Genomic DNA, 16176 nt, shown 5'->3' with positions numbered 1-16176 from the left:
TATAGAATGTACCTAAATAGTATAGTATAATACTGATATGTAATATACTATATATTTTAATATTAAGGCGGAGGGGTATAAATGGCATTTATGTATGAACCTTCAGCTAACGAGGTTAAAAATGATCTTAGATATTTAAACCTTTTAGCAAATCAGTATCCTACAATTGCAAAAGCTAGTACTGAAATAATTAATTTACAAGCAATATTAAATCTTCCAAAAGGAACGGAACATTTTTTAACTGATATTCATGGCGAATATGAGCCCTTTTTGCACGTGTTAAAAAATGGTTCAGGAGTTATAAAAAGAAAGATAGATGATATATTTGGAAACTCATTAAGAGAATCAGAAAAAAAGAGTTTAGCTTCACTTATATATTATCCGGAACAGAAATTAGAGATAATCTTAAAAGAAGAAGAAAATATAGATGACTGGTATAGGATAACTTTATATAGGCTTATAGAAATTTGTAGATATGCATCATCAAAATATACAAGATCTAAAGTAAGAAAAGCCCTACCTAAAGATTTTTCTTATATAATAGAAGAATTACTTCATGAAGAGCCTGGCAGAGTAGATAAACAGGAATATTATAATGAAATAATCAATACAATAATATGCCTTGATAGGGCAAAGGAGTTTATTATAGCTTTATCTAAATTAATTCAAAGACTAGTTATAGATAGACTTCACATTGTAGGTGATATATTTGATAGAGGTCCTGGGGCACATATAATATTAGATACATTAATTGATTATCATGCAGTGGACATTCAGTGGGGAAATCATGATATATTATGGATGGGAGCAGCAGCAGGATCAGAAGTTTGTATAGCAAGTGTTCTTAGAATTTCAGCAAGATATGCAAATTTAGATACTGTAGAGGATGGATATGGAATAAACATGCTACCTCTTGCAACCTTTGCATTAGAGCATTATAGAAATGATGAGTGTGTATACTTTAAGCCACGTTTTGATTGTGAAACAGCATACAGTTTAAATGAAATAAATTTACTATCAAAAATGCATAAAGCTATAGCTATAATACAGTTTAAATTAGAGAAAAAAGTAATAGAAAAAAGGCCAGAGTTTCATATGGAGGATAGGCTATTATTAAACAATATAAATTATGAAGAGGGTACTATAGAGATAGATGGCAAGGTTTACAAATTAACAGATAGTAACTTTCCAACTATAGATCCTAAAGATCCTTATAAACTAACTGAAGATGAGGAAATCTTAATAGAAAAGTTAAAGTCTTCTTTTATAAATAGTGAAAAGTTACAAAAACATGTAAGATTTCTTTTTGCAAAAGGCAGTATATATTTAAGACATAATTCTAACTTACTTTTCCATGGATGTATTCCGCTAAATGAAGACGGAAGCTTTACTAAAGTTACGTTAAAAAACAAAAAATTTAAGGGTAAGGCACTTTTGGATGAATTTGATAGATTAGCAAGGGAAGCTTACTTTTATAAAATTAATTCAACAGCTAAGCAGTATGGTTTAGACACTATATGGTATTTATGGACGGGCCCATTTTCTCCTTTATTTGGAAAGGATAAGATGACTACATTTGAAAGATATTTTATAGAAGATGAAGAAGCTCATAAGGAACCTAAAAATTCTTATTATAAATATAGAGATGAAGAAAGTGCGTGCAATAGAATATTAGAAGAGTTTAACATGGATAATGTTAATTCTCATATAATAAATGGACATATGCCTGTGCAAAAGAAAAATGGGGAAAGTCCTATAAAAGCAAATGGAAAGCTTTTAGTTATAGATGGCGGGTTTTCAAGGGCATACCAAAGAAAAACTGGAATTGCAGGATACACATTAATCTATAATTCCTTTGGACTTCAGCTAGTTTCACATGAACCCTTTAAGTCTACGGAAGCTGCAATAATAGAAGAAACTGATATTTTATCATCTATGGTAGTTTTAGAACAAAATGTAGAAAGAAAGACTGTAGCAGATACAGATGTAGGTGAAGAGTTAAAAAAGCAAATTAAAGACTTAAAGATGTTACTTCTAGCCTATAGAAAAGGGCTTATAAAAGAAAAAAGATAGAGATTTTATCTCTATCTTTTCATTTCGTTAAATAGTACATATAATCCAATTCCAATTAAAATAACTGGGAAAAGAAGTTTATAATCCATCCAATAAAAGAATTTATTGAACACTTGATTTAGTATTGACATAACGGAAACTATAGTAAGTATAAATATGGGAATTAAAAGTCCCTTTTCCCTATTTCCAAACCAATATAATTGAAATAATCCAATAGCTACAGAAAGCGGGTAAAGTGGCCATATATATTTTTTAAAATGAAAGCTTGAAATGTTTTCTATTAAAAATAATGTGCCTAAAGTAGTAAGTATTCCTCCAGGAACTAACATTCCTGGATCTTTTCGTGTTTCAAAGTATTTTACCTCGAAAAGTATGCCAGGAACTAGAAGGAATAGGGGCCAAAGATTTCTAAAGCTAAGTATGTCTATAAAAAATATTCTATTTATTAAGGCGGACAATCCCAAAAGTATCAATATAATACCAAAGATAATGTTACCTTTCTTCATAAAGATTCACTCCTTTGCAAAGTTTATATATATAAATTCTATTACAAGTTATAACATTTGTAAAATGCTTAAAGTAATAATTCTTTTATGGGTTAGGTGACTATAGTCATAATTTATGGATAATATCTATAAAAATAGTTATAAGCTTTATTAAGTGAGCCGTATTTTTAATAGTATATAAAAAAAGATCTTTGAATTATTGCTAAAATTTTATGAGTTTATTAATAATTCCTATAGATTATATTAAATCCTTTTATAAAACATTAATATCTTTTTTATATAAGAAAAAAAATTAAGTTTTGAATAATGTGTGGATTATTCTGAATTTAACATATAAAATGTAATTATGAGTATATTTTAATACTTGAGAATATTTATAATATTTAAGAAGGGTTGGTTGCTATGATAAGTAATGTAGATATTTTAGAAGCTATGACAATAAAATTAGATGATGAACTTCCAAAGTCTATTGAATTTAAGGAGGGTATAAGACGAGCTCCAGATAGAGGCTTTACACTTACTAAGGCTCAAACACAAATAGCCTTAAAAAATGCCTTAAGATACATACCAGAAAAATATCATGAAACTTTGGCTCCTGAGTTTATGGAGGAACTTAGAACTCGTGGAAGAATATATGGATACAGATATAGACCACAGGGAAGAATTCACGGTAAACCTATAAATGAATATAAAGGGAATTGTATAGAAGGTAAAGCTTTTCAGGTTATGATAGACAATAACCTGGATTTTGATATAGCACTTTACCCTTATGAACTTGTAACCTATGGTGAGACAGGACAAGTGTGTCAAAATTGGATGCAATATAGATTAATAATGAAATATCTAGAAGAGATGACAGAAAATCAAACTTTAGTTATAGAGTCTGGACATCCATTAGGTCTTTTCCAATCAAAACCTGAAGCTCCACGGGTTATAATAACTAACGCCTTAATGGTAGGCATGTTTGATAATAACGAAGACTGGCATTATGCTATGCAAATGGGGGTGGCAAATTATGGACAAATGACTGCTGGCGGTTGGATGTATATAGGACCTCAAGGTATAGTCCATGGAACATTTAATACTATATTAAATGCGGGAAGACAAAAGCTGGGAGTAGGTCCAGATGAAGATCTAAGAGGTCATATATTTGTTTCTTCAGGACTTGGTGGCATGAGTGGAGCACAACCAAAGGCTATAGAAATATCTGGTGGAGTAGGAATAGTTGCAGAGGTAGACTATTCTAGAATAGAAACTAGATTCAAGCAAGGATGGGTAAGCAAGGTATCTTCAGATTTAAAGGAAGTATGTGATTTAGCCAAAGAATACATGGATAAAAAAGAGCCTATATCAATAGCTTATCATGGAAATATAGTAGATTTACTACAATATGCTGTAGAAAATCATTTTCATATAGAATTATTATCAGATCAAACTTCTTGTCATGCAGTTTATGAAGGCGGATATTGTCCTCAAGGAGTGAGCTTTGATGAAAGAACAAAACTACTAAAAGAAGATAGAGAAAAGTTTAAGACTTTAGTTGATGCTAGTCTTAGAAAACATTTTGAATTTATAAAGATTTTAGTGGATAGGGGGACATATTTCTTTGATTATGGAAATTCTTTCATGAAGGCTGTTTATGATGCAGGAGTGAAAGAAATAGTTAAAAACGGTGTAGATGAAAAGGATGGATTTATATTCCCATCTTACGTAGAAGATATAATGGGACCTGAACTATTTGATTACGGATATGGACCATTTAGATGGGTATGCTTAAGTGGTGATCATAAAGACCTTATAAAGACCGATAAGGCTGCCATGGATTGTATTGATCCAAATAGAAGAGCACAAGATAGAGATAATTATATGTGGATAAAAAATGCAGAAAAGAACAAACTTGTAGTTGGAACAGAAGCTAGAATATTATATCAAGATGCTATGGGAAGAACCAACATTGCATTAAAGTTTAATGAGATGGTTAGAAAAGGAGAAGTTGGCCCTATAATGCTCGGTAGAGATCATCATGATGTAAGTGGAACAGATTCACCATTTAGAGAAACATCTAATATAAAAGATGGAAGTAATATAATGGCAGATATGGCTATTCAATGTTATGCTGGAAATGCTGCTAGAGGAATGAGTCTTGTAGCTCTTCATAATGGCGGTGGAGTTGGAATCGGAAAGTCCATTAATGGAGGTTTTGGGTTAGTTTTAGATGGCAGTACTAGGGTTGATAACATAATTAAAAGTGCTATACCATGGGATGTAATGGGAGGAGTTGCAAGAAGAGCCTGGGCTAGAAATGAAAATTCTATAAGCACAAGTATAGAATATAATAAAATGAGGTCTGGGGAAGAGCACATAACCTTACCTTTTATACCAAGAGAAGAGCTAGTAATGGCAGTTATAGAAGAATCATTTAAAAAGATAAAATCAGAAGAATTAAAATTAAAAACAAAAGAAGAAGTTGAATTAATTAAAGAAAAAATAATAATTAAGAAAGAAAATATAAAGGGTTGGAAATAATAATTAATAAGGCTTTAAGTAAGGGCTAATTGTGAAAGGATGAAATTTAATATGAGTAATGAAAAAAGGTTAATGGAATGTGTTCCAAACTTTAGTGAAGGAAGAGATATAAAGAAGATTGAAAAGATTTTGGAAAGTTTCAGAGGAAAACAAGGTGTAAAGTTATTAGATTATAGTAGAGATGAAGATCACAATAGATTAGTTGTAACTGTTGTTGGAGAACCGATTGCATTAAAAAATGCAGTACTAGAGGCTATGGGAACAGCAATTGAAATTATAGATATGAGGGTTCATAAAGGACAACATCCAAGAATGGGAGCTACAGATGTAGTACCTTTTATACCTATAAAAAATGTTACTATGGAAGAAGCTGTAGAGCTTGCAAAAGATTTAGCTAAAGAAGTATCAGAAAAATATGGATTACCAATTTATTTATACGAAAAGGCTGCTTCTACCCCTGAAAGAGAAAATCTTGCAAAGGTTAGAAAGGGTCAATTTGAAAAGATGAACGAAAAATTAAAGGAAGAAGGGTGGAAACCTGATTTTGGACCAAATCATGTTCATGAAACTGCAGGAGTTACAGCTATAGGTGCTAGAATGCCATTAGTTGCTTTCAACGTTAATCTAGATACTGGTAATTTAGATATAGCAAATAATATAGCAAAAAATGTTAGATTCATAGGTGGAGGATTAAGATTTTGTAAGGCCATGGGCGTTGAATTAAAAGAAAGAGGAATAACACAAATATCCATGAATATGACAGACTATACTAAGACCTCACTATATAGATCTTTTGAAATGGTTAAAATGGAAGCAAAGAGATATGGAGTTAATGTAGTAGGTAGCGAAGTTATAGGACTTTTGCCTATGGAGGCTTTAATTGATACTGCTGTTTATTATATGGGAATAGAGAACTTCTCACTAAACCAAGTTTTAGAAAACTCTCTAATGGAATAATGAATTGAAGGGAGTAAACGATATGAAAAATAAGATTATTATAAAAGATGCTTCAGAAATAGTTACTTGTAGCGGATTTGAGGCTAAAAAAGGAAAAGAGATGCAGGATATAGCTGTAATTTATGATGGAGCTATAATTATAGAGGATGGAATCATAAAAGATATAGGTATATCAAAAGAAGTTTTAAAGGATATAAACGAAGAAGAATATGAAGTAATATCAGCAAAAGGAAAGGCTGTACTTCCAGGATTTGTTGATTCACACACACATTTTGTGTTTGGAGGATATAGGGCTGAAGAGTTTTCTTGGAGATTAAAAGGTGATAGCTACATGTCTATTATGGAAAGAGGCGGTGGCATAATAAATAGTGTAGAAAGCACAAGAAAGGCTACAGAAGAAGAACTTTATAGCCTAGGCCAGGAAAGACTAGATTCTATGCTTAAGTTTGGTATAACAACAGTAGAAGGTAAAAGTGGATATGGCCTTGATATTGATACAGAACTAAAGCAATTAAAGGTAATGGAAAGATTAAACAAAGATCATACTGTGGATGTAGTGTCTACATTTTTAGGAGCTCATGCAACTCCAAAGGAATACAAGGATAGAACAGACGATTATGTAAAGTTTATTATAAATGAAGTATTGCCAAAGGCTAAAGATAAGGCAGAATTTTGCGATGTGTTTTGCGAGAAAAATGTTTTTTCTATAGAGCAATCAAGAGAAATATTAAAGGCAGCTAAGTCTTTAGGTATGAAAATCAAACTTCATGCGGATGAAATAGTACAACTAGGGGGGGCAGAACTTGCAGGGGAATTAGGTGCTACATCAGCAGATCACTTACTACAAGCCTCAGATAAGGGAATAAAAGATATGGCTAAAGCAGGTACTGTTGCTACATTACTTCCATGTACTGCCTTTAGTTTAAAAGAATCTTTTGCAAGAGGAAGGGAAATGATAGATAGTGGATGCGCAGTAGCATTAGCTACAGACCTTAACCCAGGTAGTTGCTTTACTAACTCTATACCTTTAATGTTTGCGCTTGCTTGCATTCAAATGGATCTTTCTATAGAAGAGGCAATAACTGCACTTACTATAAATGGAGCGGCAGCTTTAGATAGAGCAGATAAGATTGGAAGTTTAGATGTAGGCAAAAAGGCAGATATTATAATGCTTAAGTATCCTTCATATAAATTTATTCCTTATAATATTGGAATGAATACTGTAGACATGGTAATTAAAAGTGGTAAAGTTGTTATTTAAATTCATAAAACAAAATTTAAGAATAGAGTATAAATAAAATTAAAGCAAAGAAATATGTAATTGAACTTTATATATTTCTTTGCTTTTTATAATTAATCAAATAAAAACATAGATTATACTTCATGTATAAAAGTTTCTTATATTTTAACCTGTAACATGAGATACAGATTAAAATAATTATTTAAACTATACTGTTTTAAAAGAGTATAGTTTAAATAACTTATATACAGGAGGATATTTATGGAGAGTGATAAAAATAAGAAGAGAATGCAATTTTCAGTAGATTTTGATGTATTCCAAGGATTTAATGTAGACAGTATAGATGACAAGGTGGAAGATATAAATAAGAGCAAAAATATGTCTTCAAAGATTTCACAGTGGCCTATAAAACTAAAGATCGTAAGTCCTTTTGCATCCTCCTTAGACAATAAGCACCTACTTATATCTGCAGATTGCGTTGCATATGCTTATGGTAATTTTCATAATGACTTTATGAAAGATAAATCAATTCTTATATTATGTCCTAAAGCTGAGAATATAACTAATTATGAAAACACAATAGTAGAGATTTTAAAAGTTCATCCAATAGAATCAGTAACTTTAGTAAGGATGGAAGTACCTTGTTGCATGGATATAACAGAGATTATAATAAGTGCATTAAAAAGATGTGATAAAGAGATTAATTTTAAAGAGGTTATTATAGATACTAGTGGGAATATAATTTAACAAATATAAAATACACTAAACTTATATTGAAACTTTTATCATATATAGTTTAATAAGCGTATATATATAATTATAGAAAATATTATTATAAAGATTGTGAAACTATTGTATTAGAATATAAAATATGATAAACTTAATATATAATTTAATATAAAATAATAGATATTTAAAATTTTGGTGAGTTTAAGAGAACCAGATTTAAGTTGATACTTAAGTCTTGTTCTCTTTTTTTTTGTTATAAAAGAATGGAGGGTTTTAAATGTATGATGTTACAATTATTGGAGCAGGTGTTATAGGGGCTTCTATAGCAAGGGATATTAGTAAGTATGAACTAAATGCTTGTGTTATAGAAAAGGCTGAAGATGTATCTTCGGGAACTAGCAAGGCAAATAGTGCTATAATTCATGCGGGTTATGATGCAAATCCAGAGTCAATGAAAGGTAAATTAAATGCAAAGGGTAACGCAATGTTTGATAAATTAAAGGAGGAGTTAGATTTTCCTTTTAAGAGAAACGGATCTTTTGTACTTTGTTTTGAAAAAGAAAATGTGTATAAATTAGAAGACTTAAAAAGACAAGGGGAATTAAATGGAGTTCTAAATCTTAAAATATTATCAAAAGAAGAAATTTTAGATATGGAACCTAATATATCAGAAGAGGTTGTAGCAGCTCTTTATGCTCCTACAGGTGGAATAGTTTGTCCTTATGAACTTACTATTGCATTGTCAGAAAACGCTTGTAAGAATGGTGTAGAATTTAAACTAAATACAAAGGTTGAAAATATAATTAAAAAAGACGATAGATATATAATAAAAACTAATAATGGAGATATTGAAAGTAAGGTTGTTATAAATGCAGCTGGAGTTTTTGCAGATGAAATAAATAATATGGTAAGTGAGGATAAGATACAAATAACTCCAAGAAGAGGAGAATACTGTTTATTTGATAAGGCTGCAGGAGATATGATAAATGGTACTATATTTCAACTCCCAACAGATATGGGAAAGGGTGTACTAGTAACACCTACAGTAGACGGAAATCTTTTAGTTGGTCCTAATGCTATGGATATAGATGACAAAGAAGATTTTACAACTTCAAAAGAAGGCTTAGATGATATATTGAAAAGAGCCACTAAAAGTGTTAAAAACATTCCTATGAATCAAATAATAACAAACTTTTCAGGTCTTAGGGCACATAGTAATTTAGATGATTTCATAATAGGTGAAGCAAGAGATGCTAAAAACTTTGTAAATGCGGCAGGAATAGAATCACCAGGACTTTCTAGTGCGCCAGCTATATCGGAAGTTGTATTAAATATAGTTATAAAAACACTTAATCCTTCACTAAAAAGTAACTTTGATCCTATAAGAAAGTCTATACCTAAGTTTAGGGAAATGAACAATGATGAAAGAAGAGAATTAATAGCTAAGGACCCTAAGTATGGTAAGATAATATGTAGATGTGAACTTATAACTGAAGGGGAAATTTTAGATTCTATAAAAGGACCATTAGGTGCAACAACACTTGATGGAGTAAAAAGAAGAACTAGAGCTGGAATGGGAAGATGTCAAGGTGGATTTTGTTCTAGTAGAATAGTTGATATACTATCTAAAGAATTAAATGTTCCAGTTACAATGATAAAGAAAAATAAAGGGAATTCTAATATATTAGTATCAGAAAATAAAGAAGGAATCTAATTTTAAATATAGAGTGGAGGATTTAGGTATGGAAGAATTTGATATAGTTATAATTGGAGGCGGACCAGCTGGTATGGCAGCGGCAGTGGCTGCAAAAGAAGAGGGTATAGATAATATATTGATCTTAGAGAGAGAAGACCACTTAGGTGGAATATTAAATCAATGTATTCACAACGGATTTGGACTCCATACATTTAAAGAAGAATTAACAGGACCAGAATATGCTGAAAGATTTGTAGAAAAGATAAATGAGTATAAAATACCATATAAATTAAATTCTATGGTACTTGATTTAACTAAGGATAAAGTTATAACAGCCGTAAATCCAGAGGATGGAATAATTGAAATAAAAGCTAAAAGTTTAATTTTAGCTATGGGCTGTAGAGAAAGACCAAGAGGAGCTATAAATATTCCAGGAAGTAGATGTGCAGGTATATATACTGCTGGTACGGCTCAAAAGTTTGTTAATATAGAAGGCTATGTACCAGGTAAAGAAGTGGTTATATTAGGTTCAGGTGATATTGGTCTTATAATGGCCAGAAGAATGACTTTAGAGGGAGCAAACGTAAAGGCAGTAGTAGAAGTTATGCCTTACTCTGGAGGACTTAATAGAAATATAGTTCAATGTCTTGACGATTTTAATATACCATTAAGACTTAGCCATACAGTTATAGATATAAAGGGTAAAGATAGAGTAGAGGGAGTTACTGTGGCTAAAGTTGATGAAAACAGAAAGCCAATTAAAGGCAGCGAAGAGTATATACCTTGTGATACTTTATTATTATCTGTAGGATTACTTCCTGAAAATGAGCTATCAAGAAAAGCTGAAATAAAACTATCTAATGTAACCGGAGGACCAGAAGTGGATGAAAGTATGCAAACCGATAGTGAAGGTATATTCGCCTCGGGAAATGTACTTCATGTTCATGACCTTGTGGATAACGTTACTTTAGAAAGTTATAACGCAGGAAAAAATGCTGCAAATTATGTAAATGGAAGAAGCTTTGAAGGTGAAAAGATAGATATAATAGCTACTGAAGGAGTAAGATATACTGTTCCTAAACTATTAAATCCTAATAATGTTGAAAAACAATTAGAAGTTAGATTTAGAGTTGGAGAAGTATATAAAGATTATTACGTAGCAGTGTATTTTGACGATGTAAGAGAGATGCATATAAAGAAAAGGATTCTTACTCCAGGTGAAATGGAAACAGTGAGATTAAGCAAAGAGATGTTATTAAAGCATACAAAATGCCAAAGCATCACAATCAAGATAGAAAGGGAGTAGGTAATATGGAAAAACGAGAGTTAATATGTATATCTTGTCCTATGGGATGTAGGCTTGAGGTTGAAATGGAAGGAAAAGAAGCTATTAATGTTACAGGAAATAGTTGTAAGAGAGGTTATGAGTATGGAATAAAAGAGTGTACTAATCCTACAAGAATAATAACCTCGTCAGTAAAAGTAGAAAATGGGGAAATACAAATGGTACCTGTAAAGACAGAGATAGATGTACCAAAAGGTAAGATGTTTGATTGTATTAAAGCGTTAAAGGGATTAAAAGTAAATGCCCCTATAAACGTTGGAGATACAATAGTTAAGGACATAGCAGGTACTGGAGTTAATATAATAGCAACAAGAAGTATAGTATCAAAATAAACATTAAAATACTTTAGATTATATGAATATAAAAAGAAGAAAGAAAATACAAAGATTTTCTTTCTTCTTTTTAGTTTTTTTAAATATTATGATACTTAATGATTTTTTTGATTAGAGAGGTATGATAAATTGTCCATATTTAATTTAAACATTATAAGTGTGTATACTTACAATGTTTTTTTATTAGGTTTAATAATCAAAGCTCCATTATCTCCAAAAACATATTATACATAAGTTCATGGCCGACTTTTGTAGGATGTATACCATCTATAAAGTATTCTTCTTTATTTTCTAAATTTATTATATTTCTAAAGGAAGCACCAAAATCAATGTATCTTATGGAACTTTTAGTACAGTAATCTATAATACTTTCTTTATAGGTGTATATCAGTGAATTAACCAGAGAATAATCTAAGTATGAAGACCAATAAATCATAGCCATGGAACCAATTACAAAGGGCTGTATGCCAATCACAGGAATTATATCATTGTCAACACAATCTTTTATTAATATTTTTATGTTATCATAAACGGCAAAAGAACTTCTACCAAGTAGGAAGTCATTAGTTCCAGCCATTATAAAAGCATAATCAGGCTTTGGAATAATTATATCCTCATAGAATCTAGACAAAATTCCTGTGGTAGTATCTCCATTTACGCCTTTATTTGTAATTTCAAGATTAATGTTACTTTTTAACATTTCAATCCATCTATATTTTTTTTCTAAACCATAACCAAAAGTTAAGCTATCTCCAATAAAAATAATTTTCAAGGTAACCTCCTGTTTATAAATAAATAATCTTGTTTTATGATATATTTAAAACATAATATGTACTTATTATATTAGGATAGAAAGGAAATATCTATGAAAAATGATAGAAAAGCAAAAAAAGATTATATATTACTAGATGGAGCTATGGGCTCATTTTTAAAACAAAATGGAATAAGTAACTATAAAAGTATACCGGAGTTAAATATTAAAAATGAAGATTTAATTAAAAAGGTTCATGAAGAATACGTAAAATCAGGAAGTGATGTAATACTTACTAATAGTTTTTCTTTAAACAGAATAAACTTAAAAAGTAATGAGCATAAACTTAAAACCTTGATAAAGGCATCTATAGATCTAGCAAATCAGTCAAAGAAAAATATTTTAGTTGCTTATGATGTAGGACCACTTGGGATTGATATGAATGATAAATTTGTGGACTCAAAAGACGTATATGAAACTTATTATGAAATAGCTAAAATAATTAAAGATTTAGATATAGATATGATATTTATAGAAACTATGTATCAAATGCAAGAAGCATTATGTGCGTTAGATGCATTTAAGGATACTAATAAAGATATATTTTTAAGTTTTACATTTAATGAGGATAATAGGTTATATTCAGGAGAAACTACAAAAGATATTGTAAGGTTACTTAAGGATTATAAGTTAAAAGCTTTGGGGTTTAACTGTGTAGATGTAAGATCAAAAGCTTTGTCATTAACTAAGGAATTTAAAACATATTCACCATTTCCTATAATAGCTAAACCTAATTTAGGAATTCCAAAAGAAAAAGATAATATATTAACTTATGGTGTATTAGAATCTGAATTTATAGATGAAATGGAATCTATATATAAAGCAGGAGCAATATATATAGGTGGATGCTGTGGCACTAATCCAATTCATATAAAATTATTAAAAGAAAGACTTATGGATATTTAAAATATGATAAGTATTAGAGAAAATTAAAATAACTTTTTAAAACAACCTTCACATATAAATTTATTCCCATTATCAGCCGACATACCTTCATTTTCAGCTAAAGATTTTGAACAGATATAACAGGACTTTTTATGGCTCTTTTTCAAATTATCTTTAGGCAAATTAGAAGGCGACTTTACTACCTTGTTTGATGGTGGGGTATATTCTATTGGGTCTAAGAGAGCTTCATTTTCATCTATTTTATAAGATATATTATACTTACTTTCTGCGTAAAGTTCTAATTCAAACCTAGGGTTTACTTTATCATACAATTCCTCTATATAAAGTCTTCTTATTTGAGCATCATTTATTATTAATCCGCTTTTTTCTATTCCATCAAATATACTCTTAGTAATATTGTTAGTGTCAGGGTGACGTTTAGAGCTTTTATAATAAACCTTCAATATTGCTATTAAAGATTCTGTAAGTGTTATATTAGGGTTTTGGCACATTGTGGCATAGGCAATTTCCTCTTCATATAAGGCATATCTATCGTGGTATTTTCCTGAGTTATAAGGTAAAATAGCTCGTCCACTAAGATTAAACAATTTAAAATTAGATTTTGATATAGGAGAGCCCTTTACCACAACTTTAGCATAATAGCATGACATAAACATTACTCCTTTATTAGAATTTAAGATTATATAAAGATCTTTATAGCTTTATTAAATATATTATTTCCATGGTAATTATTCTATCATTGAAAACTTATGTTCTCAAGTGCCATTTTTAAATTTTATGTATTAATTTTATTATTGACTTCGAACTCATTGATTATATAATACGTATTAAGTATAATATAATGATAAAATGATTATATTAAGGATGGTTGAATATGGATAAAGATATAAAGATATTAGCGATAGAAAGCAGTTGTGACGAAACAGCCGCAGCTGTTGTAATAAATGGAAGACAAGTTCTTTCAAATATAATTTCATCCCAAATAGAAACACATAAAAAATTTGGAGGTGTAGTTCCAGAAGTAGCATCGAGAAAACATATAGAAGCAGTAAATATAGTGGTAGAACAAGCCTTAGAAGAAGCTTCTATGGATTTAAGCGATATAGATGCCATAGCGGTAACATATGGTCCAGGACTTGTAGGAGCGCTTTTGGTAGGCATACAATATGCAAAGGGCTTAGCTTATGGAAGTAAAAAACCTTTAATAGGTATAAATCATATTGAGGGTCATATAAGTGCGAATTTTATCCAATACAAAGATTTAAAACCACCATTTATGTGTCTTGTAGTATCAGGTGGACATACATTTATTGTATATGTAAAAGATTTTGGACAGTTTGAGGTTATAGGTGAAACTAGAGATGATGCTGCAGGAGAGGCCTATGATAAAGTTGCAAGGTCACTAGGGCTTGGATATCCAGGAGGTCCTAAGATAGATTTACTATCCAAAGAAGGAAATAAAGATGCTATAAAGTTCCCTAAAGCTAATTTTCATGATGGCACTTTAGATTTTTCTTTTAGTGGTGTGAAGTCATCAGTTTTAAATTATCTAAATAAAATGGAAATGAAAAACGAAACAGTAAATAAAGCAGATGTGGCTGCATCATTTCAAAAAGCTGTAGTTGAAGTGCTTACAGACAATGCTCTTAAGGCTTGTAAAATAAAAGGTGTAGATAAAATAGCTATAGCAGGTGGAGTTGCATCTAATTCAGAACTTAGAAGAAATCTTATTGAAAAAGGAAATAAAGAAGGTATAGAGGTTTTATTCCCAGATCCGATTTTATGTACTGACAATGCTGCCATGATAGGAAGTGCTGGTTATTTTGAGTTTATGAAAGGAATAAAATCTGATTTAGATTTAAATGCAAGACCCAATCTTAAATTAGGAGAAAGATAATTATGAAATTTTTACCTTACTCTAACAGTATGCATAAATACAAACCCAAAAGAAAGGTTAATAAATTAAGAATTATAGAAATAGTTGTTGTATTATTATTTTTAGTAACATTTTTTGGAATGTTATATGAAAATATAAGTAGCCATAAGATGAGCATTAAAGCAAAAGGCAAAGGCAAATATGTGTCTATAAATGAAAAAAAGATATATTATGATTTAATTGGACATGGAAAGGCTACTATAATTCTAGAATCTGATATAGGAGCTGATCACTTAGAATGGAGTAAACTTGTTAAGAGTATGCCAAAGAATTTTAGAGTTTTTTATTATGATAGGGCAGGATATGGTTTAAGTGAAGGAGCGGGAAAAGATGTAAGTATAGAGGATGAGGTTAAAGACCTTTCAGATATTTTATATAAAGGAGCAGTTAATGGACCTTATATATTTGTGGGAAATTCATATGGATCACTTTTAGCTAATAACTTTGCTAAAATGTATCCAAATGAAGTCATAGGCTCAATACTCATAAATCCTATATTAGAGAAGGATCTTAGCTTAAAGGAAACCCAAAAAGATTTAAAAAAACAAATAAGAAATAAATCAGTCCAGGAGACATTTTCCAGTATAGGTTCTATAAGAATACTTAATAATATAAATGTGATTAAAATAAGAAATGATATAACATCACTGCTTTCAGAAGAAAATGCAGAAGTGTTTAATTCCTTTACTGTAAGCAAAAAATATTTGAAAGCATACAAAGAAGAATTAAATATTTTGAAAGATTACAATTTGGATTTACAACAACAAGGAATGTTAGGAGATAAACCATTAGTAATTTTATTAAGCGAGAATAAAGGTGACGAATATATAAAAGAAGCAAGTAAACTTGCACAACTATCATCTAAATCTGAAGTTAAAGTATTACCTAATATAAATAATATACCATTAGAAGATGAAAATTCAATTATATTTTATTTAGGAAATATTTTGAAAGATACAGATAAGTTATCTGAAAAGGAGTAATTTATAGAAAGGTGAATAATATTTTTTGTTATTTGCAAGTATACTTAAATATAAAGTTTTAGTGAGGATTTCAATATATAATTTGAATACCTCACTAAAACTTTATATTTTGACATACAGTTGTAACAATTATAGT

At 30.1% G+C, this 16176-nt stretch carries 14 protein-coding genes; 11 read left to right on the top strand and 3 right to left on the bottom strand.

The window, feature by feature from the left end:
* Positions 1-81 precede the first annotated feature (81 nt).
* Positions 82-2073 carry a fructose-bisphosphatase class III gene (locus tag BV55_RS0101550; protein ID WP_029450969.1) on the top strand — a complete coding sequence of 664 codons (1992 nt, stop codon included), beginning with the start codon at positions 82-84 and terminating at the stop codon, positions 2071-2073.
* A gap of 11 nt (positions 2074-2084) precedes the next feature.
* Here the strand turns inward: BV55_RS0101550 and BV55_RS0101545 are convergent, their stop codons facing one another.
* The gene (locus BV55_RS0101545; protein WP_029450968.1) at positions 2085-2579 is read right to left on the bottom strand and encodes a LiaI-LiaF-like domain-containing protein; all 495 of its coding nucleotides are present in this window, start codon (positions 2577-2579) and stop codon (positions 2085-2087) included.
* A gap of 402 nt (positions 2580-2981) precedes the next feature.
* Here BV55_RS0101545 and BV55_RS0101540 point away from each other — a divergent pair, with 402 nt between their 5' ends.
* From BV55_RS0101540 to BV55_RS0101510, 7 genes are all read left to right on the top strand, one after another.
* Positions 2982-5105: a urocanate hydratase gene (locus BV55_RS0101540; RefSeq protein ID WP_084170469.1), complete on the top strand. Its 2124-nt coding sequence runs from the start codon at positions 2982-2984 to the stop codon at positions 5103-5105.
* A gap of 51 nt (positions 5106-5156) precedes the next feature.
* On the top strand, positions 5157-6062 hold the full coding sequence (gene ftcD / locus BV55_RS0101535) for a glutamate formimidoyltransferase (protein ID WP_029450965.1): 906 nt from the start codon (positions 5157-5159) through the stop codon (positions 6060-6062).
* A gap of 22 nt (positions 6063-6084) precedes the next feature.
* Positions 6085-7323, top strand: a complete 1239-nt coding sequence (gene hutI, locus BV55_RS0101530) for an imidazolonepropionase (protein WP_029450964.1) — start codon at positions 6085-6087, stop codon at positions 7321-7323.
* 240 nt (positions 7324-7563) lie between these two features.
* Complete coding sequence (locus BV55_RS0101525; protein ID WP_051652361.1) at positions 7564-8049, top strand: hypothetical protein; 486 nt, start codon at positions 7564-7566, stop codon at positions 8047-8049.
* 259 nt (positions 8050-8308) lie between these two features.
* Positions 8309-9745 (top strand): NAD(P)/FAD-dependent oxidoreductase, encoded by a 1437-nt coding sequence (locus BV55_RS0101520; protein WP_029450962.1) that lies wholly within the window; start codon positions 8309-8311, stop codon positions 9743-9745.
* Positions 9746-9773: 28 nt separating this feature from the next.
* The gene (locus BV55_RS0101515; RefSeq protein WP_029450961.1) at positions 9774-11033 is read left to right on the top strand and encodes an NAD(P)/FAD-dependent oxidoreductase; all 1260 of its coding nucleotides are present in this window, start codon (positions 9774-9776) and stop codon (positions 11031-11033) included.
* Positions 11034-11038: 5 nt separating this feature from the next.
* Complete coding sequence (locus tag BV55_RS0101510) at positions 11039-11404, top strand: DUF1667 domain-containing protein (protein ID WP_029450959.1); 366 nt, start codon at positions 11039-11041, stop codon at positions 11402-11404.
* 196 nt (positions 11405-11600) lie between these two features.
* Here the strand turns inward: BV55_RS0101510 and BV55_RS0101505 are convergent, their stop codons facing one another.
* Positions 11601-12176, bottom strand: coding sequence for a GDSL-type esterase/lipase family protein (locus BV55_RS0101505; protein ID WP_029450958.1), 576 nt, complete (start codon positions 12174-12176; stop codon positions 11601-11603).
* Between the two features lie 93 nt (positions 12177-12269).
* Here BV55_RS0101505 and BV55_RS0101500 point away from each other — a divergent pair, with 93 nt between their 5' ends.
* Positions 12270-13121, top strand: a complete 852-nt coding sequence (locus tag BV55_RS0101500) for a homocysteine S-methyltransferase family protein (protein WP_029450957.1) — start codon at positions 12270-12272, stop codon at positions 13119-13121.
* Between the two features lie 23 nt (positions 13122-13144).
* Here the strand turns inward: BV55_RS0101500 and BV55_RS0101495 are convergent, their stop codons facing one another.
* Positions 13145-13771 carry a RusA family crossover junction endodeoxyribonuclease gene (locus tag BV55_RS0101495; RefSeq protein ID WP_029450956.1) on the bottom strand — a complete coding sequence of 209 codons (627 nt, stop codon included), beginning with the start codon at positions 13769-13771 and terminating at the stop codon, positions 13145-13147.
* A gap of 224 nt (positions 13772-13995) precedes the next feature.
* On the opposite strand from BV55_RS0101495, the gene tsaD reads away from it, so the two are divergent.
* Positions 13996-15018, top strand: a complete 1023-nt coding sequence (gene tsaD / locus BV55_RS0101490) for a tRNA (adenosine(37)-N6)-threonylcarbamoyltransferase complex transferase subunit TsaD (protein ID WP_029450955.1) — start codon at positions 13996-13998, stop codon at positions 15016-15018.
* A 2-nt stretch (positions 15019-15020) separates the two neighbouring features.
* Positions 15021-16040, top strand: a complete 1020-nt coding sequence (locus BV55_RS0101485) for an alpha/beta hydrolase (RefSeq protein WP_029450953.1) — start codon at positions 15021-15023, stop codon at positions 16038-16040.
* Positions 16041-16176 lie beyond the last annotated feature (136 nt).

Source organism: Clostridium algidicarnis (assembly GCF_000703125.1).
Classification (GTDB): Bacteria; Bacillota; Clostridia; order Clostridiales; family Clostridiaceae; genus Clostridium_L; species Clostridium_L algidicarnis.
This window is presented reverse-complemented; position numbering and strand designations above follow the sequence as displayed.